Annotated in this window: 25 protein-coding genes; 21 read left to right on the plus strand and 4 right to left on the minus strand. The window is 45.6% G+C overall.

What is annotated here, in order from left to right; all coding sequences use genetic code 11:
- Nucleotides 1-2: 2 nt before the first annotated feature.
- The 8 genes from ACQCN2_RS02750 (at nucleotide 3) to ACQCN2_RS02785 (ending at nucleotide 6,992) form a co-directional block, all read left to right on the plus strand.
- Nucleotides 3-1,271 (plus strand): peptidase U32 family protein, encoded by a 1,269-nt coding sequence (locus ACQCN2_RS02750; RefSeq protein ID WP_426927352.1) that lies wholly within the window; start codon nucleotides 3-5, stop codon nucleotides 1,269-1,271.
- A gap of 3 nt (nucleotides 1,272-1,274) precedes the next feature.
- Nucleotides 1,275-1,910 carry a uridine kinase gene (udk, locus tag ACQCN2_RS02755; protein ID WP_426927353.1) on the plus strand — a complete coding sequence of 212 codons (636 nt, stop codon included), beginning with the start codon at nucleotides 1,275-1,277 and terminating at the stop codon, nucleotides 1,908-1,910.
- A 236-nt stretch (nucleotides 1,911-2,146) separates the two neighbouring features.
- The gene (locus ACQCN2_RS02760) at nucleotides 2,147-3,202 is read left to right on the plus strand and encodes a YncE family protein (RefSeq protein ID WP_426927354.1); all 1,056 of its coding nucleotides are present in this window, start codon (nucleotides 2,147-2,149) and stop codon (nucleotides 3,200-3,202) included.
- Nucleotides 3,203-3,358: 156 nt separating this feature from the next.
- Nucleotides 3,359-3,508, plus strand: a complete 150-nt coding sequence (locus ACQCN2_RS02765; RefSeq protein WP_426927355.1) for a hypothetical protein — start codon at nucleotides 3,359-3,361, stop codon at nucleotides 3,506-3,508.
- Nucleotides 3,509-3,889, plus strand: a complete 381-nt coding sequence (locus ACQCN2_RS02770; RefSeq protein WP_426927356.1) for a GntR family transcriptional regulator — start codon at nucleotides 3,509-3,511, stop codon at nucleotides 3,887-3,889.
- Entirely contained in the window at nucleotides 3,886-4,737 is an 852-nt protein-coding gene (locus ACQCN2_RS02775) for an ABC transporter ATP-binding protein (RefSeq protein ID WP_426927357.1), read from the plus strand. Before ACQCN2_RS02770 ends, ACQCN2_RS02775 begins: the two co-directional genes overlap by 4 nt.
- A 5-nt stretch (nucleotides 4,738-4,742) precedes the next feature.
- Nucleotides 4,743-5,390: an ABC-2 transporter permease gene (locus ACQCN2_RS02780; protein ID WP_426927358.1), complete on the plus strand. Its 648-nt coding sequence runs from the start codon at nucleotides 4,743-4,745 to the stop codon at nucleotides 5,388-5,390.
- Between the two features lie 318 nt (nucleotides 5,391-5,708).
- A complete protein-coding gene (locus tag ACQCN2_RS02785; RefSeq protein WP_426927359.1) occupies nucleotides 5,709-6,992 on the plus strand; it encodes a M48 family metallopeptidase in 1,284 nt (427 codons plus the stop codon).
- Here ACQCN2_RS02785 and ACQCN2_RS02790 read toward each other — a convergent pair.
- Complete coding sequence (locus tag ACQCN2_RS02790) at nucleotides 6,989-8,287, minus strand: MFS transporter (protein WP_426927360.1); 1,299 nt, start codon at nucleotides 8,285-8,287, stop codon at nucleotides 6,989-6,991. The genes ACQCN2_RS02785 and ACQCN2_RS02790 overlap by 4 nt on opposite strands.
- A gap of 257 nt (nucleotides 8,288-8,544) precedes the next feature.
- Here ACQCN2_RS02790 and ACQCN2_RS02795 point away from each other — a divergent pair, with 257 nt between their 5' ends.
- The gene (locus ACQCN2_RS02795; protein WP_426927361.1) at nucleotides 8,545-10,374 is read left to right on the plus strand and encodes a peptidoglycan D,D-transpeptidase FtsI family protein; all 1,830 of its coding nucleotides are present in this window, start codon (nucleotides 8,545-8,547) and stop codon (nucleotides 10,372-10,374) included.
- Here ACQCN2_RS02795 and ACQCN2_RS02800 read toward each other — a convergent pair.
- Nucleotides 10,298-10,783 carry a Mov34/MPN/PAD-1 family protein gene (locus tag ACQCN2_RS02800; RefSeq protein ID WP_426927362.1) on the minus strand — a complete coding sequence of 162 codons (486 nt, stop codon included), beginning with the start codon at nucleotides 10,781-10,783 and terminating at the stop codon, nucleotides 10,298-10,300. The genes ACQCN2_RS02795 and ACQCN2_RS02800 overlap by 77 nt on opposite strands.
- A 545-nt stretch (nucleotides 10,784-11,328) precedes the next feature.
- Here ACQCN2_RS02800 and ACQCN2_RS02805 point away from each other — a divergent pair.
- The 5 genes from ACQCN2_RS02805 (at nucleotide 11,329) to ACQCN2_RS02825 (ending at nucleotide 16,238) form a co-directional block, all read left to right on the plus strand.
- Nucleotides 11,329-11,943, plus strand: a complete 615-nt coding sequence (locus tag ACQCN2_RS02805; RefSeq protein ID WP_426927363.1) for an RraA family protein — start codon at nucleotides 11,329-11,331, stop codon at nucleotides 11,941-11,943.
- A gap of 144 nt (nucleotides 11,944-12,087) precedes the next feature.
- Nucleotides 12,088-13,695, plus strand: coding sequence for a malate synthase A (aceB, locus tag ACQCN2_RS02810; RefSeq protein WP_426927364.1), 1,608 nt, complete (start codon nucleotides 12,088-12,090; stop codon nucleotides 13,693-13,695).
- Nucleotides 13,696-13,765: 70 nt separating this feature from the next.
- Nucleotides 13,766-15,049, plus strand: a complete 1,284-nt coding sequence (aceA, locus tag ACQCN2_RS02815; protein WP_426927365.1) for an isocitrate lyase — start codon at nucleotides 13,766-13,768, stop codon at nucleotides 15,047-15,049.
- Between the two features lie 162 nt (nucleotides 15,050-15,211).
- Nucleotides 15,212-15,571, plus strand: a complete 360-nt coding sequence (locus tag ACQCN2_RS02820) for a CidA/LrgA family protein (RefSeq protein WP_426927366.1) — start codon at nucleotides 15,212-15,214, stop codon at nucleotides 15,569-15,571.
- On the plus strand, nucleotides 15,558-16,238 hold the full coding sequence (locus ACQCN2_RS02825) for an LrgB family protein (protein ID WP_426927367.1): 681 nt from the start codon (nucleotides 15,558-15,560) through the stop codon (nucleotides 16,236-16,238). The genes ACQCN2_RS02820 and ACQCN2_RS02825 overlap by 14 nt, the downstream gene beginning before the upstream one ends.
- On the opposite strand, the gene ACQCN2_RS02830 is transcribed toward ACQCN2_RS02825, so the two are convergent.
- The gene (locus tag ACQCN2_RS02830) at nucleotides 16,226-17,122 is read right to left on the minus strand and encodes a TIGR01777 family oxidoreductase (protein ID WP_426927368.1); all 897 of its coding nucleotides are present in this window, start codon (nucleotides 17,120-17,122) and stop codon (nucleotides 16,226-16,228) included. The two genes, ACQCN2_RS02825 and ACQCN2_RS02830, sit on opposite strands and share 13 nt — an antisense overlap.
- A gap of 211 nt (nucleotides 17,123-17,333) precedes the next feature.
- On the opposite strand from ACQCN2_RS02830, the gene ACQCN2_RS02835 reads away from it, so the two are divergent.
- Genes ACQCN2_RS02835 through ACQCN2_RS02845 form a run of 3 tightly spaced genes read left to right on the plus strand, consistent with a single transcriptional unit; the run spans nucleotide 17,334 to nucleotide 20,466 of the window.
- Nucleotides 17,334-19,646: a SpoIIE family protein phosphatase gene (locus tag ACQCN2_RS02835; protein WP_426927369.1), complete on the plus strand. Its 2,313-nt coding sequence runs from the start codon at nucleotides 17,334-17,336 to the stop codon at nucleotides 19,644-19,646.
- 3 nt (nucleotides 19,647-19,649) lie between these two features.
- Nucleotides 19,650-20,084 carry an ATP-binding protein gene (locus ACQCN2_RS02840; RefSeq protein WP_426927370.1) on the plus strand — a complete coding sequence of 145 codons (435 nt, stop codon included), beginning with the start codon at nucleotides 19,650-19,652 and terminating at the stop codon, nucleotides 20,082-20,084.
- A complete protein-coding gene (locus ACQCN2_RS02845) occupies nucleotides 20,077-20,466 on the plus strand; it encodes an STAS domain-containing protein (RefSeq protein WP_426927371.1) in 390 nt (129 codons plus the stop codon). Before ACQCN2_RS02840 ends, ACQCN2_RS02845 begins: the two co-directional genes overlap by 8 nt.
- A 95-nt stretch (nucleotides 20,467-20,561) precedes the next feature.
- Here ACQCN2_RS02845 and ACQCN2_RS02850 read toward each other — a convergent pair whose 3' ends face one another.
- Nucleotides 20,562-21,617 carry a glycosyl hydrolase family 18 protein gene (locus ACQCN2_RS02850; protein ID WP_426927372.1) on the minus strand — a complete coding sequence of 352 codons (1,056 nt, stop codon included), beginning with the start codon at nucleotides 21,615-21,617 and terminating at the stop codon, nucleotides 20,562-20,564.
- 315 nt (nucleotides 21,618-21,932) lie between these two features.
- Here ACQCN2_RS02850 and ACQCN2_RS02855 point away from each other — a divergent pair, with 315 nt between their 5' ends.
- The 4 genes from ACQCN2_RS02855 to ACQCN2_RS02870 all read left to right on the plus strand — a co-directional run bounded on the left by ACQCN2_RS02855 (nucleotide 21,933) and on the right by ACQCN2_RS02870 (nucleotide 26,564).
- Nucleotides 21,933-23,630: a methyl-accepting chemotaxis protein gene (locus ACQCN2_RS02855; RefSeq protein ID WP_426927373.1), complete on the plus strand. Its 1,698-nt coding sequence runs from the start codon at nucleotides 21,933-21,935 to the stop codon at nucleotides 23,628-23,630.
- Between the two features lie 85 nt (nucleotides 23,631-23,715).
- A complete protein-coding gene (locus tag ACQCN2_RS02860; protein ID WP_426927374.1) occupies nucleotides 23,716-24,183 on the plus strand; it encodes a DinB family protein in 468 nt (155 codons plus the stop codon).
- A 181-nt stretch (nucleotides 24,184-24,364) separates the two neighbouring features.
- Nucleotides 24,365-25,066 (plus strand): ABC transporter ATP-binding protein, encoded by a 702-nt coding sequence (locus ACQCN2_RS02865; RefSeq protein WP_426927375.1) that lies wholly within the window; start codon nucleotides 24,365-24,367, stop codon nucleotides 25,064-25,066.
- A gap of 25 nt (nucleotides 25,067-25,091) precedes the next feature.
- A complete protein-coding gene (locus ACQCN2_RS02870; protein ID WP_426927376.1) occupies nucleotides 25,092-26,564 on the plus strand; it encodes an ABC transporter permease in 1,473 nt (490 codons plus the stop codon).
- The last annotated feature ends 28 nt before the right edge of the window (nucleotides 26,565-26,592 follow it).

Here is a 26,592-nt window from a genome sequence, read left to right on the forward strand (position 1 = left end):
TGATGTCAACCATTTTGACACCCAACTCAGCAGAGAAGAAAATCATTCTGAACAAACCGGAATTATTGGCACCAGCCGGTAACCTTGAGAAACTGCAATTCGCCATTCGCTATGGCGCTGACGCTGTTTATATTGGTGCCCAATCGTACAGCTTGCGTGCCAATGCCGATAACTTCAGCTATGATGAAATGCGTGAAGGCGTGAAGTTTGCCCACGAACGTGGCGCCAAAGTGTTCGTAGCCTCCAACATCATCGCTCACAATGAAGATTTGGGCGGCATGCGTGAATACTTCCAGGAGCTTTATAACGCAGGGATTGATGCCGTAATCGTTGCGGACCCGGCACTTATCCAGGCTTGTAAAAAAGCTGCGCCTAATCTTGAAGTACACTTGAGCACACAAGCTTCCACGACGAACTGGAAATCTGTGAAGTTCTGGAAAGAAGAAGGGATTGCCCGCGTTGTTCTGGCTCGCGAAGTATCCATGCGAGAAATCTATGAAATCAAATCAAAAGTAGACGTTGAAATCGAAGCCTTCATCCACGGAGCGATGTGTATCGCCTATTCCGGTCGTTGCGTGCTCTCCAACCACATGGCGATGCGCGACTCCAACCGTGGCGGCTGTGCGCAGTCCTGCCGTTGGAAGTACGATCTGTTTGAAGAGGGCTTTAATTTTGAAGCGAATGAGAATAAAGCGCTATTCGCTGAAGGAGAAGAGCAGTACACCATGTCTCCAAAAGACCTCAGCATGCTTCCATACATTGCCGACATGATTGAAGCAGGGGTCGACTCCTTAAAAGTAGAAGGACGGATGAAGTCCATTCACTACGTGGCAACCGTATCAAGAGCCTACCGTATGGCAATCGACGCGTATTTCCAAGATCCAGCCAACTTCAAAATGAAGCAGGAATGGATTGACGAAGTGTATAAATCTGCGCCTCGTACCTTGTCAACCGGTTTCTTTTATGGCAATCCAAGTACAGAAGAACAACTTTTTGGCGTTCCGGACAATCCTGTGCCTTACGAATTCGCTGGACTTGTGGTAGACTACGATGAGGTAACGGGTTTGGCAACCATTCAACAGCGCAATTACTTCAAACCAGGGGCAAAAGTGGAATTTTTTGGACCAGAAACATTCTTCCAACAAACCATTGATCAAATCTGGGATGAAGACGGCAATGAAGTGGATGCCGCTCGTCATGCGATGCAATTAGTCAAGGTGAAGGTCGCTAAGCCAGTGCGTGCTTACGACATGATGAGGAAGGAGATTTAAACCATGGGTCACCCCGTAGTAATTGGGGTAGCCGGCGGTAGCGGTTCCGGCAAAACCACTGTAGCAAGAGAATTATATCGTCAATTCCAGGACGAGAGCGTCATCATGATTGAACAGGATTCTTATTATAAGGATCAGAGTCATCTCAGCATGGAAGAGAGAGTACTCACCAACTACGACCATCCGTTTGCGTTCGACAACGATTTGCTTTTGACTCATCTACAGGAACTAATGAACGGACGTCCTGTATACAAGCCCCAGTATGATTTCAAAATGCATACTCGAGCTCAAGAACAAGTTTTGGTGGAACCAAAGAACGTGGTCATTCTTGAAGGGATGCTAATCCTGGAAGATCCGCGAATTCGTGAGATGATGGACATCAAGGTGTTTGTTGATACGGACGCCGATGTACGGATTGTCAGACGGATCCAAAGAGACATGGAAGAACGCGGACGTACACTTGATTCGATTGTAAAGCAATACTTGGGGATTGTTCGTCCTATGCATTTGCAATTTATCGAGCCGACCAAGCGATATGCGGATGTGATCGTTCCGGAGGGCGGATTTAATCTGGTTGCGATCGACCTGTTATCGACGAAGATTCGTGACATTCTCGCGGAGAAGCAGATTGTATTATAGTTCGGAGAAAAATGAGAAACAGTGTGTGAACTGACATCAGCTTCATACGCTGTTTTTATTTGTGGAGACTGTTAAGAGACCAATCATGCTTTTAGTTGTACGCTTTGAATAAATATCATTACAAAATCCCGACGAGCGTATCGTTGGGATTTTTCGTTTGCCAACGTAAGACATATAACCAAACTTCTCGCATCGGTCCTGAATAAATTGAAATAGTAAGGAAGGACAACGAGGCGGTGATTGCGATAAGCACAATAAGAGTGATTAAAACGATACGAGTAGGAGAGGGTCCGACCGATATCGTGTTAAACCGACGCACAAACAAGCTGTATGTGGCAAACAACAAGAGCGACAGCGTATCTGTCATTGACAGCGGCACCAATCGAGTCATTAAGACCATCAAAAACGTGACGGATGCGGCTACTGTTGCCGTCAACCGGTTTACGAACCGGATTTACGTCGCAGGATCAGGGGGCAAATTATTCATCATCGACGGCAGGACAGATACTCTCATCAAAACGTTCAACGTCGGAGGGGTTTTTACGTCGATTGCGGTAAATTTGCGTACCAATCTGGTCTACGCGCTGAACAACGTGAAAAACACCGTAACCGTCATTGACGGTAGGCTCCAAAAAATAATAAAGACCATAAAAGTCGGCAAGCAGAGACTTACTGGGTCGCTAAATGCGGTCGGTGTCAATCCGATTGTCAACCGCATCTACGTCTTGAATACAGGTGCGGATACGATGTCTGTTATCGACGGTTGTACGAATAAGGTGGTCAAGACGATTAAAATCGGGAATGAACCTTTCTCGCTTGCCATCAATTTACGTACGGACCGGGTCTATGCTGTGACTTCAACAGAGGCAGGCACTATCGCCGTTGTCAACGGACGCAATAATAAGCTGATTAAGATCATCTCAGGTGTCGGCAGTGTCGGGACCATGGGCATCAACCCAGTCACAAACCGAATCTATGCGCCGGATGATACGACGGGCAGCCATAATGTGGCTGTCATCAACGGTGCCAACAACAAAGTGATTGCCACGGTCGTGAACGGTGAATCTCCGGTGCTGGCAGTCGTGAGTACGAAGCTAAATCGCATTTACGTCGCCACCGCCATTGGGGAAGCGTCTAGAGAAAGAGTATTTGTCATTAACGGGGTGAACAACAAGATCATTGCTAACGTCCAAGTCGGGCTCAGCACATTGTCGGGTGTCGTCAACGAGAAAAATAATCGCGTTTACATGGCGAATCAAGGTGAAAACACGATATCGGTTATAGCGGGATAGTCAGGAATGTTAGGGGGAAAATTCTCACGCTACTAAATCCAATTTCGAATTGGTTTTCAAAACCTCATGGGCCTCTGAGTGTGAAATAAGGAGCAGGTTGCTAAAAGCAACGGCTCCTTATTTTTGTGAATGCCCAGCATGGGAGTAATCTGTAGAATGCTTACGAAATCCAAATTCGTCGAGGGCCTCGTTATGTTCTTGAACTATTTCGGGGGTCGTGGCACAGCTAAAGATGTGTTTATTGACAATGGTGTAACTGATGTATATTCTGTGTATGTAGGTAATACACAGTTTGGTGGAGGCTAAATGAAAATTATTATATCCAATGTGTCCGATCTGCCTATCTATCAGCAGATCAAGAACCAAATAAAGGATGCTATCTTGCGTGGAGAATTAGAAGAAGGAGAAATGCTTCCATCCATACGCGCACTTGCTAATGATTTGCGTGTAAGTGTTCTGACTACCCGAAGAGTTTACGACGAACTTGAATCGGAAGGCTTTATTACAACCAAAGCGGGTAAAGGGTCATTTGTTGCCAAAGAAAACCTTGAGCTTCTGCTGGAATCCAAACGGCATATGGTGGAAGCCAAACTCTCTGAAGCCTGGAATACGGCTCGCGCGCTTGGTATTAGCAAAAAGGAATTGTATGCGATGATGGATTTGCTTTTTGAGGAGGATGAGGAATGATTCCGATTTTAGAGGTAAAAGGATTGAAAAAAGACTTAGGCACCTTCGCCTTAAAGGACATTAGCTTTTCCTTGTTGGAAGGCTGTATTACTGGTTTTATCGGGGTCAACGGTGCTGGAAAAACGACAACCATTAAATCGATTCTTGGACTAATGTTAAAGGACGCCGGAGAGATTGAATTTTACGGTAAAGATATTCAATTAATTGAACGAGAATTCAAGAACCGTATTGGTATCGTATTAGATGAAGGATATTTTTACGAAGATTTAACTCTTCTAGAAATGAAAAACATCATTGCGCCAGCGTATTCCAATTGGGACGAAGCGATCTTTAGACAGCATATGGAGCGTTTTGGTCTGCCATCCAATCAGCAAATCAGCACGTTGTCCAAGGGTATGCGTATGAAGTATGCCATTTCATTAGCGCTTTCTCATCATGCGGATCTATTGATTATGGATGAACCAACAAGTGGACTAGATCCTCAAGTAAGATTGGAGCTAATGGATATCTTGCTTGATTTCATCAAGCAAGATAAAAAAGCTGTTTTCTTTTCATCCCATATTACCTCTGATTTGGACAAAGTTGCAGATACACTGATTTTGATTGATCAGGGTCAAATCCTATTCAGTGAAGAAAAAGATAGTTTGCTGGACCGACATGGTTTAGTTAAAGGGGATCGAGAAGATATAAATGAACATACGAGGGGATTGTTTTTAACCTTGCATGAAACAGAGTATGGTTTTTCCGGTTTGACTGACAATAAAACGGCTGTTCGCCAACAAATGGAGAACGTGCTTATTGAAAGGCCGACCATTGAAGATGTGATGTTGGGTTATATTGGGAGGTAATAAAGATGGTGTATCATCTTGTAAAAAAAGATTTCCTTCTCGCAAAAAGGTATTGGTTCATCATGTTAGTCTTTGCATTTGTGTTGCCAGTCTTTATCAGTAGTAGAGTCGATTTTATGACAGGAGGGTTTTTCGCTTTTTTTCTAAGCACTCTCTTTATTCAATATTTGATGTTCAACACTGTGTCGATGATTGAATATAAATTCAAAGGTTCCGCGCTTCTTTGCGCAACTCCCTATACAAGAAGGGCAATGGTAAGATCCAAATATGCGTTTCTTCTAGCCATTTTTGTAGGGTGCTATATTTTCTATACACTTACAAGTCTATTCATTTCGACTAAGCTAGCCATGCTGAGTTTGTCGGATGTAGGAATGTCACTCCTCATTCTGGCTGTTATCTTCGGGACTATTATTCCTGTTCAGTATCGCTTCGGGTATGAAAAATCTAAGTATATCTTTATGTGTATGATTTTTTTATTTCCATTTGTAGCTCCTAGAATAATGATATCCATGCGAACACATCAGATCGGACATCAAGATTTGATTCAACTTCCGCAAATCGCTCAAGGTTTGTTTCTTGGTTTACTTTCTCTTTTGATTCTGGGAATGTCGATAGGTTTATCTACCAGGATATACGCTAATCAAAACTTGTAATGATGTTCCGTAAATATGAAATGGCTCAACCATGAAGATGATGCCAATCATTAATCGGCGGAATTTAAGGGGAATTGCAGATGAAGATCAAGCAGAAAAAAATCGTCTATTTTTGTTGTGGAACAATTCTAGCGGTGACGACTTTGAGTCAGATCTTAAAGGGGAATTATTTCTTATCTGTCTTTCCGTGTTTCGGTTCGATTTCTTTTATTGTGTATGCGATAAAGATGAACGGATAACTTAATGAAGATTTCATTTTATATGAATTCTCGTTAAAATAGTAGAGATCGATCTACTATTCCAATACGGAGGGTTACGATGCCTGAAACGGACGCATTGTCAGTTGGGAAAACGTACTGTCCCCACTGTCATACAGAAATCACAGTAAACAAAGGATACATCTCATGGTGTGAAGCATGTAATTGGAATATTAACCCTTTGAATAAACAAGAAAGCGCTGGGGTACTTCAAAATTTATATTCGCGAATGAGTCGAAAACTTGGAGAAAAACTGTTACATCTAATGAAGCAAGGTTACTATCAATCCAAGCTAACGCCTTCATTATGTTTGGCCTATATTCTATCAGGATGCGTTCACCTTGTAAGCTTCGCCATTCTGGTAACAGGAAGTTGGCTGGCGGTCATTGGTTGGGGAAAGTTCTTTTTCTTGTTGGGTTCATTGGTTTGCTTTGTGATTGCGTGGCTTACGCGCCCCCGATTTGGCAAACTTCATGATCCTATTTTATCAAAAAAAGAGTTTCCAACCCTTTACAAGGTGGCAAATGACATAGCCAGCGTCCTCCAATCGAAGCCAGTAACAGGAATCACGATCGGTTATGAATACAATGCGGCGTTTGAAAGTGTCGGCATTCGAGGACATCAATATCTAAATCTGGGACTGCCATTGTTTGCGGTCCTGAACGCCGAAGAAAGAGTTGCGTTAATTGCTCACGAATTGGGGCACGGTGTCAATAAAGACACATCCAAGGGCTTTTTTATCGGTTCAGCGCTCTCAACCTTAACCGTCTGGCATGATTTGCTTCGACCGGATTCGATTATCGAAAGGTCTCCTAGTTTCATTGATGTGATGATGATCCCGATCAATCTGATTCTTTTGGGCTTGTCACGGATCATTTATGGTATCCTGTATTTCCTTGCCCATTTATTATGGCAGGATAGTCAGCGTGCCGAATATATGGCGGACTATCTCGCGACTAAGGTAAGCGGAGTGAAGGCCAAGGTTTCGTTATTGGAGAAGCTGCATCTTGCGCAGTACTTCAATTTCGTCTTGCAAAAAATGTTGATGGCCAAAGAACATGCTACACTTTTTCAAGAATTAAGACAGCAATTTGATCACATGCCACAGCAAGAAATTACCCGTATACAAAAAATCGGTCGGATGGTGGAATCCCGATTAGATTCCACACATCCCCCGACAGCTTATCGAATCGAGTTTTTAGAGGCGCAAGGGAATGTGAGCCCTGCCTATGAAATTACAGATCAGGATCAAGAGCTTTTGGAACAAGAGCTGCGCAAGCTGGAAGAACAGATCCAGCCGAAGATCATGAACTATTACAAGGAGCATCAATATCTCCTCCATTAACCTGAAGAACTTGCGCTGTCTGCCTCAAGATTACGAGATTGGGCAGGAGATTGAGTCGAGCGAGAATCTTTGGAAGCATGCAACAGCGCATGAATTTTATACAGCAAGACTGCGACAGCCATTGCGCCAGTTGCGACCAAGAGCACAGGAACAATCCCCCCAGCATCATACATCCTTCCCAATAATAGCGGTCCGAACAAACGACCGACACTACACAGGCCTCCTACTACGCCCAGATAAAAGGGTGCGTATTCCCCAGCGTTTTCTGTAATGAACGCGGGGATGGTAGGGGCCTTTAGCATTTCCCCAAAGGTGCTAATGACCATCCCGACGACGAAGGCCAGATAATTCTGGTGAAAAACCAGCATGAAAGCAAATCCGATCGTATAGCAGCAGGCACTGGCTACTAATTGGGCAGTGAGTGATTTGGCAATGGTGTGTTTGATGAGGGAGGTAATTGGCTGCCCCGCAAATATTACAATTCCGTTAATCGTCCAGAGCAAACTATAGGCCGCAATGCTCATCCCCTCATGGTCAATGTATGCTGCCACACCTGTTCCCCATACCGAACTGCCAAACCAAACGAAAGCTGAGCCCAAGGCGAGAAATAAATAGAGCTTATACCTGGAGAGAAGCTGCCAGGTACTATCATCAGAAAGGATTGAGGGGCGCTGACCGACAGGCAACTCTTCCGTACTCTCTACCTGAATACGACGCATGAACAGATAGAAGAAAAGGGCAAATGCGAATGTACTGACACTGTTTAACCAGAACGTCATGCTAAAGGAGTAGGCGGCAAGCATTCCCGCAAGAGAGGTACCGACAGCCAACCCTAGGTTGTTGCCCACATACACGACATTAAATAATTCCCGACGCTTTTTCTTCCAGCGAAAACCAATGAAAGCCTGAATTGCGGGCATGGTGATGGCGTTAAGAAAACCGATGATGGACATGATGACCATATAAAGCACCCAATCAGAAGTGAAAGGCACAAGCAGTTGCGCTGTGGCTACGAGCGTGAGAGAACCTACGATCAATCCTTTTGCTCCGAGACGAAGGTACATGGCTCCGCCAAAAAATTGACCGGCAATTCCCGCGAGCGATTGAAGCATCAGAGCGAATCCGGCCTCGCCAATGGAGCGATGAAGAACGTTGTGGACATACAAGGTAGTGAGCGGCCACATAAACGCGCTTCCTGTCGAGTTCACGAAACTGGCGAGGATAAACAGGACGGCTTCTCTCGGATAAGCGTGATACAAATTGGCAACTTCACGTAATCGTTTGGCAATGTTCATGGTTATCACCTGACTTTTTATAGGATGAGTAGTGACCTCTAGAGTGATGGGGGAATGTGGTATTTTTGGATTTGAGTAAATTATACAAATTTTCGTTTACTTAGTAAACAAAAATATTTAAAAAGTATAATATGTACAGCTCGTTAAGGTTCAGGTTTAATTTTAACCTGTGCCTTTTTCATTTCATCCAATTGGTTTGCATCCCCCGCTTTCATGGACAAACTGTAGGCAAATGCTGATGAAAGGCGGGGTGGCGGTTGACTACACATCGGGTAATCCAGCGAAGGGCTTTCTTGAGCTTACTCTTGCTCACGTTTTTGATCGCGGGTCTGATGCTTCGGCTATGGTGGATCCAAATCGGATTTACCCATCGCTTCTCTTCGCATCAGATTGATCTGGTCAAAAGCTCGATCAAGCAACGTCAACAAACGATTATGTTAAATAGTGGCCGCGGAGAGATTGCGGACAAAAACGGTCAGTCCTTAACCGGATCTGCGCAAAAGGCTCTGATTATTTTTCCGATCGCACAGGGCGGAGTGGAAGGCCAACAGACGATTACGCAAGTGGCTCATCTTGCGCATCTGTCAGAAGATAAGATCCGTCAGGCTATTTATGAAGGCAAAAGTCCCACGATTATCCGCGACGATATCGGAACGATCCACGCTTTGTCTGACGAGCAGACTGATGCGATCAATCGGCTTCACATCCCGGGGATACTTGCCTTGACCGTGACGGAGCGCTATCCAAAGGACGGGATTGCGAGGCAAACCATCGGCTATATCAGTCAAAATCCACAAGTCATTAAGAGCCAATATGAAACAGAGCTTTTGTCGCGACAAATCAGCTTGGAAACTCTTGTGGGAGCGAGCGGGCTGGAGCGAAGCTTTGATCTGTTTTTACAAGGAAGTGAATCGTCCAGCTTGTCCTACTATGTAGACGGCAAAGGTCATCCGTTGAAAGGGCTGGATGTGCGTTACAAAGCCAACGAAAATGCGTTTTATCCGCTTACACTTGTGACAACACTTGATCTGCGGATTCAAAAAAACCTGGAGGAAATTGCCGATGAAGTGGGGATGAAGGAAGGCTCCATTGTCGTGCTGGATGCTGACACCAGTGATGTTGTGGCGCTGGTGAGTCGACCGAATTATGATCAGAGTAAAATCAGCCTAGCGGATGGGGGCTGGCAGAATCATGCGTTTAAACAGCTTGAGCCAGGCTCAGTGTTCAAAACAGTCGTCGCCGCAGCCGCTCTGGGTGAAGGAATTGTCTCGCCAACCGATACGTTCCTATGCGAAGGAGAGTATGGCAAATACGGCTTCTCCTGCTGGAAAAAAGGGGGACATGGCAAACTTACCATGAAGGAAGCGTTTGCTGACTCTTGCAACGTTGCCTTTGCTCAAATAGCCAAAAAAGTAGGCGGAGCCAAAATCGAGGAGTACGCGAAAAAGCTGGGAGTTTCCACGCCGGTTGGATGGTCAACGGATGTGTTGTACAAGCTGGAGAATTTTCATCAGTTACAAGGAGAGGATCATGGAGGTGTCTTTGCACCCGGCAGCTCGAAGCAAGATGAAGGAGTCTTGATCCAGACGGCAATAGGTCAACGTGACGTTCGCATGACTCCCTTGCAGGCTGCCAATCTGATGGCGACGATTGCCCGTGGCGGAAAACCGAATCAGGTTCGTCTTGTCTCCAGAATTACCTACCGCAATGGCATGACCTTTCATCACTTCACGCCACACACGCTTGATGCAAAAGGAATTGATCGTGTAACGGCGATGAAGCTAATGAAATTCATGGAAGCCGTTGTGCAACAGGGAACGGGCCAATCCTTGATAAGCGCGGCATGGACGGTCGCTGGAAAAAGTGGAACTGCCCAGACTTTTGCGTCAGGGCAGCAGATGGATCATCAGTGGTTCGCGGGGATTACTCCTGTAGAGAAGCCACGCTACGCGATTGCTGTGGTTGTCGAGAATCAATCTCCGAATGCCCCGCATAAAGCGACGCAGGTGTTCAAAAAAGTGGTCGATTCACTTGCTTCTGGTACAACTGAATCTGATCCACTTCACGAAAAGAATCCGCAAGAATAAAAGCGCGCGCTAGGAGTTGATGACGCTTATCCAAGCCAGCGATCAGCATGAGTGGTGAGGATGAAGCGTAGAGATTGTTCGTATGTTTACTTAAAATGGTTTCACGGTCGCCTTTGCTCGGTGACAAGCGTTTGACCGTATGACTGTGCCAATCACCGACATATTGTAGCCTTCCAGCGGTTCGTCTCCGTATTTTACGAACCAGTTCTCTTAGGTACGGGTCATCAAACATGATGGTATTTCGTGTTTGGATTGCTCGTGGCCCCGGTTCGCTTGCGTAGCTGACAATATAATCACCCTTTTCGAGTTGTAAACCCATTAGGATGCCACCAGTTTCTACCAGGGGCTGTTTCTTAACCGCCTGATCTATCTGCTTAAAAGCGCGCTGGGTAAGGTAAAGCGTCGTCACAAATGTATTTCCTCCTTTCACTCAAGCGGCGATATACGTATGATCGTACTATCATATGTAGCAGACCTAACCCTGTGTGCGAACCTTCGCACCTTTTCCGATCCCCAGCACCATACCGGAAGCCAGCAAGCAGAAGACTCCCGCCCCTCCATTAGCCGCTGTTGCCACCTCCAGTTGATGAGCCAGTCGCGACCCAGTCTAATCCATAGAAGATAATGAATACCCCGAGTTGTCTTAAAAATTTTGAAAATTTAATATTGATCCACACTATTCCCTGTTATATAATAACAAACATCAAATGGTTTTGTATTAATACAGGGATATTTTAAACCAACCATACTACAGAAAGAATGGATAGGAGTGTTCATGATGACTAGTTGTCAACGCTGTGAAGGAAATGGAGAGAAATCGTGCCCGAGTTGCTTGGGTACCGGAAAAGAAACAGAAGGAAACAAATGCACCCAATGTATGGGGGATGGACATATTTTCTGTATCACTTGTGGTGGTACAGGTCTGGTTGATTAGAGCGGAGAGGAAGTGGCTAGATGGTGGAGAGAACAGTGAACCGATGTATCCCGACTACCTGTCTGTCAGACGCCATGGGTGGGTTAAATAACCTCGATCCGGCGATTAAACCTTTGCATGAGAAATTAAAGGTCCGCGGCAAGGCATTCACCGTCAAGGTTAGAGCTGCCGACAATCTAATGGTTCTGCGGGCGATTTATGAAGCAAGTCCGGGAGACATCCTCGTAATCGATGCTAAGGGTTATGAATACAATGCGGTCTGTGGAGATTTTGTCATTGGCTTAGCGCAGATATTGGGAATCGAAGGGGTGGTTATAGACGGAGTGATTCGCGACGTCAAGGGGATTAAAGAAATGAACTACCCTGTATTTTGTCGTGGCTATACGGTAGCTGCCAGTGGCAAATCAGGGGCAGGGGAGATCAATGTCCCGATCTCATGCGGGGGTGTCGTCGTACATCCGGGAGACATTGTCGTAGGTGATGCGGACGGTGTCGTCGTGATTCCTCAAGCTCAAGAGCAAGAAATCTATGCCAAAGCAATCGACAAACTGAACAAGGACAAAGAGCGAGAAGAGGAGGCGCTATCCAATCCAGAGGCGGCAAGAAGATATTTGGCTTCCCTATTTAAGAAGTAAGGAAGAATGGAAGTCTGAATGAATTGTCAGAAAGTGATTGTCAATTCAAAATTATCTGTATTATAATACAGAACAGAAAATGAGTCTGTTGCATAATACATTATCAAAAGGGATCGCGAAAAGCGAAAGGAGGAACCAGCTTCAATGCCTACCACAACGAATAAGTATCCAGCCGGAGTAGAGATAATCGGACCCGTTTCCTCACAGTACGCCGAAATTCTTACCCCAGAGGCTGTCGCTTTTGTCACTCAACTGGCGCGACAATTCCAGGAAGAGCGTTATCAATTGCTAGAGAAGCGCGCCAGCAGACAACGCGAGATTGACGGCGGTAAGCTCCCCGATTTTCTTCCGGAGACGAAGCATATACGAGAAAGTGATTGGACAGTTGCCCCCGTACCGCAAGATTTACAAGATCGACGCGTAGAAATCACAGGTCCCGCAGGCGATCGCAAAATGGTCATCAACGCCTTTAACTCAGGGGCCAAAGCGTTTATGGCAGATTTCGAGGACGCCAACTCTCCCACATGGGACAATACCATTCAAGGTCAGCTCAACCTGCGTGATGCCATCCGGCGGACCATTGAATTTGTCAGCCCAGAAGGAAAGCGCTACTTACTCAATGACCAAATCGCCACTTTGCTCGTTCGTCCGCGCGGTTGGCATCTTGAAGAAAAGCACATGCTGCTCGATGGCAAGCCTGTTTCGGGAAGCTTGTTCGACTTCGGTCTATTCTTCTTCCACAATGCTCGAACATTAATGGAGAATGGCTCGGGACCGTACTTTTATCTGCCGAAGCTGGAGGGACATCTGGAGGCAAGGCTTTGGAATGATGTATTTGTTTTCGCGCAAAAAGAACTGGGGATCCCACAGGGAACGATCAAAGCTACCGTATTGATTGAAACCATTCTTGCCACTTTTGAGATGAATGAAATCCTCTATGAGTTGCGCGAGCACAGCGCAGGATTGAACTGCGGGCGTTGGGATTACATTTTCAGCTATATCAAGAAACTGCGCAACCAACCAGATGTGATCCTGCCCGACCGCGCTCAGGTATCGATGACGGTGCCATTCATGCGAGCCTATACCCAGATGACGATTCAAACCTGTCATCGTCGCAATATTCACGCAATAGGTGGAATGGCGGCTCAAATTCCGGTTCGCAACAATCCCGAAGCCAACGAAATCGCGATGAACAAGGTTCGCGCTGACAAGGAACGGGAGGCCAAGGACGGACATGACGGTACATGGGTTGCCCATCCGGGACTGGTTCCGGTTGCGATGGAAATGTTCGATACTCATATGCCGACGCCCAACCAATTGGATCGCAAACGTGAAGATGTCCGAGTGAGTGCGGCTGACCTGCTCGCTGTACCAGAAGGAACGATTACAGAAGAGGGACTTCGCACTAATGTCAGCGTCGGTATCCAGTACATCGAGGCATGGTTGAGAGGCTCAGGCGCTGTACCAATCTTCAATCTGATGGAAGATGCCGCAACCGCCGAAATCTCCCGCGCACAGGTATGGCAATGGATTCGTCATCCCAAAGGTGTTTTGCAAGATGGTCGCCAAGTCACGTTGGAACTAGTTGAAACAATCGTGGAAGAAGAACTTGCCAAGATCGAAGCGAGTATCGGCGAACAAACCTATCAAGCTGGCAAGTTCCCGTTAGCTACACAACTTTTCATACGTTTGATTCAAGAGGATGAATTCTCTGAGTTCCTGACGCTGCCTGGCTATGAGTATTTTGAGTAATCATCGATGATTAACTTCCTTTAGGAGATTTTTCATCATAAATAAAAATAGGAGAGAGGACTGAAACTGTATGACAAGACAAGAAGAAGTATTGAAGATTGAGGAAAGCTGGAAAGCGGATCGTTGGAAGGGCATCACTCGTCCATATTCTGCAAACGATGTTGTGCGCCTGCGAGGTTCCATCCAAATCGAACATACACTGGCGCGAGTAGGCGCAGAGCGTCTCTGGCAGTTGGTGAATCACGAGGATTACGTCAATGCGTTGGGTGCTTTGACAGGGAATCAGGCGGTTCAACAGGTCAAAGCAGGCCTGAAAGCCATTTACTTGAGCGGCTGGCAAGTAGCGGCTGACGCCAACCTTTCTGGAAACATGTATCCGGACCAAAGCTTGTACCCAGCCAACAGCGTTCCTGCCGTCGTGAAACGGATCAATCAGTCCCTGCAACGAGCTGACCAAATCCAAACAATGGAAGGAAAAGGAGACACCTACTGGTTTGCTCCAATCGTTGCCGATGCTGAAGCGGGCTTTGGCGGTCAACTGAATGTATTCGAACTGATGAAAGGCATGATCGAAGCAGGTGCTTCTGGTGTTCACTTTGAGGATCAACTCTCCTCGGAGAAAAAATGCGGACACTTGGGCGGCAAAGTATTGCTGCCAACGCAAACAGCCGTGAAAAACCTGATCGCAGCGCGTTTTGCCGCTGACGTAATGGGTGTTCCAACAGTTCTGATTGCTCGTACCGATGCCAATGCGGCGGATCTAATCACAAGCGATGTTGACCCTTATGACGCTCCATTCATCACGAATGAGCGTACACCGGAAGGCTTCTATCGTACCCAAGCTGGTCTGGAGCAAGCGATTGCGCGCGGCCTCGCTTACGCTCCCTATGCCGACATGGTTTGGTGCGAAACGTCGGAACCTAATCTGGAAGAGGCGAGACGATTCGCTGAAGCTATCCACGAGAAATTCCCGGGCAAACTGCTTGCCTACAACTGCTCGCCGTCCTTCAACTGGAAAAAGAAGCTGGATGACGAGACCATCGCCAAGTTCCAACAAGAGTTGGGCAAAATGGGTTATAAATTCCAATTCGTCACATTGGCTGGCTTCCATGCCTTAAACTACAGCATGTTTGAATTGGCTCGCGGCTACAGAGATCACGGTATGGCTGCATACTCTCAATTGCAAGAAGCAGAGTTTGCCGCTGAGAAGAATGGCTACACAGCAACCAGACACCAACGTGAAGTAGGTACTGGATATTTCGATGAAGTCGCTCAAGTGGTTAGCGGGGGTACCTCCTCAACTACGGCACTCGCGGGTTCTACCGAGACGGAACAATTCACACACAGTAAATAAGGGCTTCATCATCACGGGATCGTTGACAAGGAGCATGATCGGCAAACAGTTTGCGCCGATCGTGCTCCTTTCACCTTTTGTCGGGTAAAAGGCTTATGGGCTTCAGATTCCGAATAGAAATGTGGAGGTAAGTAGATTCACGATTGAGGAAGGAGAAAAAAGATGCGTGGTTTTGGAGTCATTATCGCGTTTAATTTTATTGGTTTCGTCCTTCATAAATGGCTGATTCCCTTGCCAGCCAATGTATTGGGTATGGTCTTGCTAGTAGCTGCGTTAGCGTCTGGGTGGGTGAAGCTGGCATGGATCGAGGAGGCGGCCTCGTGGCTTCTCGGCAACATGATGCTGTTTTTTACGCCAGTGATTGTTGGAGTGATTCTTATTTTTCCTAAGTTTGAGTCACAGCTGGTTCCATTGATTGCGGGACTGGTGGGTAGTACAGTCGTGGTGATGCTCGCATCAGGCTGGACGGTACAAGCTCTCAATCGGAAGGGACGGGAGGAGAGTCAGCGTGGAGGCTGTTAACACTCCTTTATTTGGACTTGTGATCACGATTGCCGCGTATTTCGTATCCATGCGGCTGTATGTGCGGTTCCAATGGCTTCATCCGCTTATTTCTGCCTCATGCCTTCTCATTTTGTTCTTGGCGATAACGGGGATTCCCTATGATCAATACCGATTGGGAGGAGACATGCTCTCGTTTTTACTCGGCCCTGCCACGGTCGCACTGGCTGTCCCACTGTATAAACATTACGCATTGATGCGCAAGCAGCTTGGAATGATCCTGTCAGGAGTGATCATCGGCTGTTTGGCTGGAATTATATCTGCGGCAGGAATCGTGCTCCTATTTGGCGGCAGTAGAGAACTCATGCTAACCATGATCCCCAAAACAGTTACCACGCCAATCGCTATCGAGATTGTTCAGACAATGGGAGGAGTGCCAGAGCTTGGAGCTGTCCTGACGGTATTGACGGGGCTGATCGGAAGTGTCATTGGGCCTAGGCTGATGGAGCTTTGTGGTATACGAAGCGACATGGCCATCGGTGTAGCAATGGGGACCTCGTCACATGGGATTGGAACCGCCAAGCTGTTCCATGAATCCAGCCTGCAGGCAAGTGTGAGCGGGTTTGCTATGGGATTGGCGGGAATCAGTTTATCCCTTCTGATGATCCCCTTGCGTTACTTTTTATAAATCTCTTGCAACGCTTGATCCGCGGTCGGGTAGGTAAAAGTATATCCATACGATTGCATAACCTGAGGAAGTACAAACTGTCCTTGTAAGACGATTTCAGCCATTTCCCCCAGAAGGAATTTAAGAGCAAACGACGGGACTGCCAGCCAATGCGGGCGATGAAGCGTTTGCGAGATCTTGCGCCCGAACTGATCCATGGTGATTGGTTCGGGCGCTGTCACATTGACAGGACCGTGAATTCTTTGGTCGGTCAAACAGTGCTCGATGATTCCCGCTACATCGTCAATATGAATCCAGGATAATAACTGTCGACCACTTCCCACGCGTCCGCCGATCCACCCATAATAAGGGAGAACCATTCGAGGCAACGCTCCACCGTTTGCCCCAAGGACTACACCAAGGCGAGCCAGCACGACACGAGTATGAGGAGCAGCTTTAGAAGCGGCTTGCTCCCATTCTCTGGTGACGTCTGCGAGAAACCCATGACCCGATGGCGATGATTCCGTGAATGTTGCCGTATTGGAGTATCCGTAAAATCCGATCGCGGACGCGTTAATCAAGACTTCTGGCTTCTGCTCGGAAGCTTTAATGGCCCGAACGATTGTATGAGTCACTTCTAATCGTGATTGCAGAATCGCCTCTTTGCGTTTGGCAGTCCAGCGACCGGAATTAATCGATTCACCCGCCAGATTCACAATCGCGTAGGGGGACTTCAGCTTGGAGAGTAAAGCCCCCATCTCATTAAGTTTGTAGGAGATCGTTTGCCCATGGGGGACAGAGTGTGAGCCCCTTGTTGGAATCCATACTTCATGACCTGCCGCAAGCAACCGTTTGGCCAAATGCTGCCCAACGAAACCAGAACCTCCAACAATGACAATCTGCAAGTAAATCCCCTCCTTTTTCCTTTTAGCTTAGAGTATTTTCCCGCCGCATTCAATTCCGCTGCTTGAACTCTCTGTCCATTTATACTTACTCGGCGTTAACAATATCGCCATAATGTGGATATTGTTCTTTCCTTATATGATAGGTATGATTTGGATTAGTTGGTCAAAGGATTTACAGAAATATTCGACAATCAATCAGAGGAGGCTTCTCGTGAAAGAATCAGTCAAGTCGTGGGTTGAGCTATCACTTTTAGATCATGAGAAGCAAGAGGGAGACTGGTCGCCTGTATTATTTTTATGTACGGATTTTCCCTGTGAATCATTAGATCGAATCACTCGGCTCGCGCGATCAATTGTCCATGTTGATTCCTGTTACGTCACCCTGCAGGATAATGGAAAGATACGGGTAGTATCAACGGCTGGAGCCGACTTGCGACCCGAGAACGAGTATACCTTATCCATCGTTATACCGCTTGTCAATCGACAAGGAAAACAAGTTGGAGCCTTGAACATACTGGACGCTGACAAAAGTGGACTGAATGAAGAAGAAACCCTGCGTTTGGAAGAGTGTGCTCAATTAATAATCCGAGAGCTAGAGCTCCAAGCGGTTATTCTCAACCAACAACGGATCAAAGAACAACTGCAAGCGATTAAGCGGCAGCATATCACGATCGTCAACAATATAAAAGAAGTGATTTTTCAAGCAGACCTACAGGGAAGATGGACGTTTCTCAATCCTGCCTGGTCCACCATTACGGGGTTTAAAACAGAACATTCGTTAGGGAAGCTGATATTCTCCTACCTGCCAAATAAGGATCAAGAGATATTTGTGGAGATTTTTCTCGATTTGGTTCATCGAAAACGAGAGAGCTATCAGTTGGAAGCCCGTCTGGCAACAAACGACTCTCAGTGGAAATGGGTAGAGATCTCTATTAGTCCAACCATTGATGAGTGGCAAAACTGCATCGGGATCTCCGGTACGATTACGGACATTACCGAGCGCAAGCAGATCGAAATGTACCTGGAGGAGAGCAAACAACGGTATAAATCGCTGTTTGAACAAAATAATGACGCAATTTTAGCTGTCGATATATCCGGGATATTTACCAGCGCGAACCCGGCAACCTCCAAACTGACTGGCTATTCTCTTGAAGAGTTACTTGGTCGACCGTTTTATTCATTGATTCATAATCAACGGCTTGGGAAGATTGGTGAGTATTTCATCAAGACGTTTCGAGGAGAACCGCAAGAATTTGAGACCAATATTATCCATAAAGACGGACATCAGGTTGAGTTGAATGTAAAAACCTCCCCAATTTTTGTGAATCACAAAATCATAGGCGCATTTGTCGTAGGGGAGGACATCACGATGAAGAAGCGGGCCGACGTCATCTTGAAACGGACGATGCAGGAACTTGCTGACTTTAAGCTGGCATTAGATGAATCCTCGATGGTTTCAATCAGTGATGAAAAGGGTATGATCACCTATGTGAATGAGAATTTCTGTGAAGTATCCTCCTATTCAAGAGAAGAGATTATCGGTCAGCATTATTCCGTTCTTGACTCTCAGGAGGTTGATCCGGAGTTTTTCCCAAAAGTGGATCAAGTGATTAATCAAGGGATCGTCTGGAAGGGGCAAATTCAGAATGTCGCCAAGGATGGATCTCTAATCTGGGCAGAGACAACGATTGTTCCCTTTTTGGATGAATTCGGAAGTCCCTATCAATATATGACGATCAAACAGGATATCACCGCGCGTAAGCTGGCGGAGGAACGCTTCATAGACGAATTGGAGCTGGCCAAGAAAGTACAGCGTAGTATCCTCACCCCGCCAATCCATAATGAATATCTGCAAATCGATGCGGTCTATGAGCCGTCCGAACAGTTATCAGGGGACCTGTATAGTTGGTACATGATTGATGAGCACCGCTACGGCGTCATTATTTTGGATGTAATGGGGCATGGGGTACCCGCTTCACTGGTCATTATGTCAATCCGCGCGCTTCTTCGAGGTCTCATTACGCGAGTTGTCGAACCGATTCAGGTCATGGATGAATTGAATCAGCACATGTGCAACCTGTTCAAGGATGAAGAACAGCCGATGGTCACCTTCGTAACCGGAATCTACCTGGTCATTGACATGAAGCTGGGAACGATTGAATATGTGAATGCTGGGCACCCCAGTGGATTATTTATCTCGAATCAGGAGATTACTCCTCTTGACTCGGGAGGTATTCCACTTGGCGTCCTTAGTGATATTCAACTGAATCAAGGGAAAATTCACTTTACCCGGGATTTTCGTGTTTTTCTCTATACGGATGGTTTGCTTGATTCTTTCGATACTTCAAGTAAGATGAATAAGGATATCGTAAAACAGAACATATTGGATTACGAAAATAGGCATCATTCCGAATTGTTTCAAGAGATGCTGAGCAACAAGCGAGCACAGCACAATGCTGCGGATGATATTTGCATGATCAGTATTACCGTTAATAATGAAGCGTTTTGGGGGGAAGGAAGATAAATCGTGATACATGTACAAATTGATTGTCCAGCATCTATCGAAATGGTTGAATATCTTGATCAAATATGTGAATGGACCATATCACGATACAACAAACTAGAGAGCAGAAAAGTAGTCTTGGCTGTTCACGAGGCCATTATTAATTCAGTTGAAGCGATGAAACGTAGATATGGAGAACAAAACACTGAGAGTAACATCTCCTTAAAGATCAGGCTTCAAATGGAAGAAATTGAAGTCAAAATCATTGATTCAGCTGGTGGGCTGTCAGCTGAAGCTAAAGAAAGACTGCAGAATCAGGATTTTGACGATTTAATCTGGGAAGAAGATGGTCGTGGGCTATTGTTTATCAAACACCTAGTTGATGAGGTCTGGCAGGATCAAGATGAAGACGGTCGATTTGTGATGGGACTTAGAAAGAGGGTCAAACAAAATGCATAATCCTTCAAATTCATCCACCGTAGAGATACACGCTCAGAATCGCCAAAGCAAGCTGCTGATTGACATGAAAGGCAAACTGATTTACGGCAATACGAACGCTGTCAAAACCAGATTGAAAGAACTGGTTGGACAAGCGGAGGGATACATTATCGACTTGAGTCATTTGCAATTTATCGACAGTACAGGTTTTGGGGTACTGATTAATTTTGCCAAGCTGGTAGGCATCAAGAAAATGGCCATCGTGGTAAAAGATGAAATGATTCATGAATTGTTTACCATCTCCAAGCTAAACCAATTATTTCCGATTACTTCAACGGTAGAAGAAGCAGAACTTCATCTGGACAAGGGCTATCAGGCACCGATGAAGCTGGAAGATTATTAAACCCAACTGCATAGGAGTAACAAACAGAAAACTCTCCGATTAACGAAGTGGTTCAGTTGCTTGAACCAAGGCTAATCGGAGAGTTATTTTTGTGATCAAATGGTTTTCCCTAGTCCTTCTTGCACAGCCTTCCAGAAGTTTTCATCTTCCAAACGCAAACACCACATAGAAACCCCGGCAAGATTATATTTAACAGCTAACTGAGCTTTCAATTGAATACTCTCGTAATTCTCGTACCAAACTATATGGGAACTGCCATCTGTTGCTTTATAGGTAAAATAGGGAGATGATGAGGTGGCATCCCAACCTGGAATAGCTCGTGTTTTTCGCAATAGATTCGGAATGTTCTTCCAGGCAACCGCAGAACCAGTACCAGCGGTTGTGTTCCAATCATATCCATAAGCGGATATGCCCATGATCACTTTGTTTGCCGGTATTTGGGAGGTTGCATATTGAAGCACGTTTTCGACCCAATGAAGACCTGATACTGGGCCAGGGTCACTCCATGGGCCATTCTGGTCATACGTCATCAACTGAATATAATCAGCAGTTTGTCCCAACGTGTAGTAATCAAACGTTCCTTCCCAGGGGCTGCTAGGTGAGTCGCTTGTTTTGGCCATGACGGAAACTACCGTTTCATATCCTTTAGGTCGAAGGACTTGGGTTAGCTCCCGAATAAACGTGTTGAAATAAGAGCGGTCACTGGCTAACATATTTTCAAAATCGATGTTCACGCCCTTGTACCCGTTATGCCGGATAAGCGAAAGAATATTTTGCACCGTTTTTCCGCGGAGGATAGGATCGCTTAGAATGACGTGGGCCGCATTCGAATCAAAAGAACCGTTTGTTCGATTCGCAACAGCCACATACGGACGAATTCCCGTTTTGGCTGCAAGCGTTAATGCGTTGGACGGAACGAGTCCGTGTACATTACCGCTTCGATCCACATCATAGGTCAATGTTGAAATATGGTTGATAGATGAACGATACAAAGCTAAAGAAGTATAGGAGCTAGTGTCTCCGGGATAGTACACCGTATAGTAGCCCATAACCATTTTCGAATGAAACGCGTTTGCTGCTCGTCCAGGAAGAATCGAGATGCCAAAAATCAAGAGAATAAGAAAGAGAGTTAGAAGTTTTGTGAGTTTCATGCTGTTCCCCTACTTTCAATATGTTGGTTCCTATTCAATACATCGGAGAATTCCGGCAGCTTGGAATAGTGTAGAAAGTAGGAATTGCTATGAATAACGAATACAAAAAATACGCATATGGACTCAGTTTAATGTGAATGGGGCTTAGTTTTTTCTATTGATTCCTTGTTAATGATAAAAAGCTATGGTATATTTTTGTGGGAAAAAATTACTAGTTTATTGACGTGGTGATTCCTCTTTGGAAGTAACCATGTCTTTTTTCCGTGAAAAAAGTCTCGGTTTTTTTATCAAAGCGAATCTGACGGGGGATTTAACGTGAAAATTTCTACGAGTATCAAACTAACAAGTACAATGGTCTTGGTATTAGCGGTTCTTACTTTTCTCAGTCTATATTTTCTGGATCAGAGCATAAATGAGGAGAATCAAGTAGTAGAAAAGAAAATAGAGTTTAAACAATTGGGTAACGATCTAATGAGTGGTTCCGATTACCTAACCAATGAAGTAAGAAGCTATGTTCAATATGGAGAAAAACAGCACTACGACAACTATTGGCGAGAGGTTAATGAAACAAAAACCCGTGATCATTCAATCAAGAGACTCGAGGAGCTCGGTGCGCCAGAGGAATTGCTATCTTTGGTAAAGGAAGCGAAGGAAAAGTCCGACACCCTGGCCAAGCTTGAAGACGAAGCGATGAAAGCGGCCGAGCGCAAGGATTTTGATAAGGCGCGGGCTTTGGTTTTTGGTAATGAATATGAAGAAATGAAAAGCAGTATAGCAAACAAAATCAAGGAGTTTGCAACGAAGTTAAATCAGCAAGCAGAGCAAGCTTCAACGGAAGCACAAAACGCGACGCATCTGTTCTTGTTCGTATCCAACGTCCTTACGGTGATTACTGTAGCGGCCATGATGCTTACTTTCATCTACTTATATAGAAAAATTGTTCACCCGCTTGGCAAACTAACAGCTGTAGCAAACCAGGTAGCAAAAGGTGATTTAAGAGTCGACAAATCGGAGCAAAGCAGTTCCAATGATGAAGTTTCCGTATTGTCTCAGGCGATCAATGAAATGGTAAAGAATCTCCAAGGGATTATTCAGCAGGTTAACGTTAACGGAGAACAGGTGGCTGCCTCTTCTGAGCAACTAACCGCTAGCTCAGAGCAGAGTACCAAAGCGGCTGAACAAATTACCACGACAACGCTTAGTCTAGCGGAAGGATCTGAAGAACAGCTAAGAAGTATCGATCATGTATCGAACACGATTAGTCAAATGTCAGCTAGAATTCAGGAAATTGCTGCAAACAGCGAAAAAATGTCCGAATTGGCAGAGGGTGCGGTCGCATCATCCGATGAAGGATCCACCACAGTAGAGACTGTACTAAAAAATATGAACGAGATTAATGAAACCGTTCAGAATAGCGGAAAAGTAATCAGAACGCTGGGGAACCGCTCTCAAGAAATCGGTAAAATTGTTGGAGCAATCAGTGATATTGCGACTCAAACCAATCTTTTGGCGCTTAATGCCGCGATTGAATCAGCGCGTGCGGGAGAACATGGGAAGGGCTTTGCGGTTGTTGCGGATGAGGTAAGGAAGCTAGCTGAACAGTCCAAGAAATCGGCAGAACAAATCGCCAGTGTCCTTGAAGGCTTCCAATATGAAACACAGGAAGCGGTCCAATCGATAGAAAGTGGAACAGAAAAGGTATTGGAAGGACTCGAAAGCGCTCAGAGAATCAATGTTGTGTTCCAAGACATTAAGCATTCCATCACAAATGTGAATCATACCGTCACGGAAGTAACAGCCTCTATTGAACATATGGCAGAAGGAAGCGAACAAATAGTAGAAGCCGTGGAGATTATTAAAAAGGCCGCTGAAGAGGGCTCTAAAGCCAGCCAGGAGAATTCCGCGGCCATCGAAGAACAGTTGGCGACGATGCAAGAAGTCGCTTCTTCCGCTCAATCTCTTTCCTATCTCGCAAGCGAGTTACAGGAATCGGTCACGAAGTTTAAACTTTAAGTTCTTGATCAGTTGCATAAGCTGACGGTTCGAGGAATAAGATCAAACGTTTGGATAAATACCCAAAAATGAATGGAGGAACTGTATGTCTAAGACGATTATTCATACGGCTAAATCAATGCGTCAATTTCTTCTCCATCAATTGCAATCGATCTCCGAAGAACTGTTTGATGTTCAACCTCAAGGCTTTAGCAATACGATCAGATGGAATGCTGGACATATTGCCTTTTTTCATGATTACTTTTTATCGTTAGGCTTGCCAGTTCAGTCTAACCTTTCGGAACAGTACGCAACGTTATTTCATTCAGGAACCCAACCGTCTGAATGGGTAATCACACCCCCATCGAAAGAAGAGCTTATCGAGCAGTTGTCCGCGCAACTTGCCAATATGTCCGAGATTGATCCAAGCGCATTGGATGAGTTGCTAAAATCGCCTATTGAAATGGGGCCATTACAGTTTGAAACGGTTGGAGAGATCGTTAACTTCTCAACGGCCCATGAAGCGATGCATCTTGCAACGATTTCTTGTCTGGTAAAGGCAGCACAATCTTAAAAGAGAATGCAAAACACACAAACCTCGTTGGTCTCCAACGAGGTTTTGCTTTTTAATAGGATGAGGCTTTTCTTTGATCGAATTTAAATTTTTTTACAAAAATTATGAAACGTATTTTCGTTTAATACGTCATCCTTACAGGAGTGGAAAAAAATAGATAGGGTAACGAGGTGTTCAAACCATGAGCAATCAACCAGGGGAACTCACGGTGTCGGGTGTGAATCACAGTTACGGAGCAGGCAAGCTGAAGGTTCCGGTACTGTACGATATTAATTTGCACGTCAACAACGGGGAGTTCGTCGCTCTTTGTGGTACCTCAGGTTCGGGAAAATCAACCTTGCTAAGTCTGATGGCAGGTCTGACTCGTCCAGAGGAAGGGGGCATTTTTATCAATGGCGAGGAAATTTCTCGCTACAACGAGAATCAGCTTTGTCTTTTTCGTAGACGCTGCATGGGTTTCGTCTTTCAATCTTTCAACCTGTTACCCAACCTGACAGCGTTAGAAAACGTGGAATTACCGCTCATTTTCCTCGGAGAGAGCAGACGGAATCGCATCAAGCGAGCCAATGAAATCTTGGAAATGGTGGGATTAGGAGGACGTACGAAGCATCGGCCTAACGAGCTTTCCGGCGGTCAGCAACAGCGCGTCAGCATCGCGCGTGCCTTAGTGACCAATCCAAGTATCGTACTTGCCGACGAACCAACGGGGAATTTGGATAGTGCGACAGAGGAAGAGATTCTGGTTCTATTGCGCGAGATGAATCGCGAACACCAAACAACATTTGTGATTGTCACCCATGATCAAGGGGTGGCACAGAATTCAGATCGGATCATTCATCTGAAGGACGGAAGAGTAATCCAACCCGAGTATATGCTCGCCTAATTGGCTTTGAGAAGGTGTGAGAAACGTGAAATTATTGGATTCATTACGAATCGTATGGCGAAACTTATGGCGGATGAAGCTTCGGACTATTCTGACGTCGATTGGGGTCATGATCGGAACAGCTGCCATTGTTGCGATGATTTCCCTTAGCTTGGGACTTAAAGAAAACGCTGTGAAAAGTCTGGAGAACTGGGGCAGTCTGACTGAAATGGAAGTATCCCCAATGTTTTGGAACGAGAAAGAAAATAAACCAGTTCCCCCAGATCAGGTCAAACAACTAAGTTGGGATGCTGTACACGAGCTGAAGAAGATCAAGGGAGTTAAGGCTGTCATGCCAACACGTCAACTAGGCGCACAAACTACACTGAAAATAGGCAGACGAGAAGGGTACATTCAGCTGATAGGTGTCGACGCGAATGAGTCGGCTGTCATGAAGGTTGACGAAGTGGAAAAAGGGACCTTTCTTAAAGGAGCCCCTAATGAGATTGTTGTTTCCTATGATGGGTTACGCAATTTACGGGATGTAGAGAAGGAGAAGCGAGAAGAACGCAAACGCCGGGCCAGTGAACGAGCAGGCAAAAGTCCGAACATGGGTGGCGGTATGATGTTCGACAGCGGTGGTGATGGAATGGGAATGAACGCCCAGTTTGACGCTGTCGGCAAAACAGGAATGCTAGTAGTTACCCGTGATTTTGAAGACGAGAATGGGAACCGACAGTTTGAAAAAAAAGAACTTCGTGTTCATATTGTGGGTCAATTGCAGAAGGAAGAGAAAAATCGGGGAGGAAACCCGATCGCTTACGTACCACTCAGTATGGTGGAAGAATTGAACAAGTGGATGATGCAGAATCAGAATCAAGGGAACAATGGTTTACCAGGTGAACAGACAAGGAAGAAATCGCGCCAAGATAATCAAGTTCAATTTGACAGTATTCTAGTAAAGGTAGATAAACGAGAAAATGTCGAGCCAGTCGTAGAGCGAGCTCAAAAAATCGGCTATGAAATATACTCGCCGGCCCGTCAGTTGAAAGAAATTAATAAGGTGTTTTTTGTCATCCAAATGATACTGGGAGGAATTGCCGCTATTTCACTTCTGGTTGCGACGATCGGGATTGTTAATACCATGATCATGTCCATTTTGGAACGAACGAAGGAAATTGGCATTATGAAGGTTATCGGTGCAACGGTTTATAACATCCGTTGGCTTTTTCTCATTGAGTCTGGCTTTATTGGGCTGATTGGAGGAGTAACCGGATTAGGGCTTGCTTATGGAGCTGTTCAGATTGTGAATTACATTGCCAGAAGCAATCCAGAATTCAATTTGTTTGGCGGAGGTGGCCCTCCCGGTGAAGCGGCGACGATGCAATTGGCAGTGGTTCCGATGTGGCTTGCGCTGTTTGCGATTGGCTTTTCCTTTGTCATTGGACTTCTAGCAGGGATCTTCCCAGCCTTCCGAGCATCGCGTTTAAGTCCATTACAAGCAATTCGTTCGGAATAAAAGCCTCTAGCTTTAATTGCTAGAGAAA

The organism is Brevibacillus ginsengisoli (assembly GCF_050113715.1).
Classification (GTDB): domain Bacteria; phylum Bacillota; class Bacilli; order Brevibacillales; family Brevibacillaceae; genus Brevibacillus_H; species Brevibacillus_H ginsengisoli.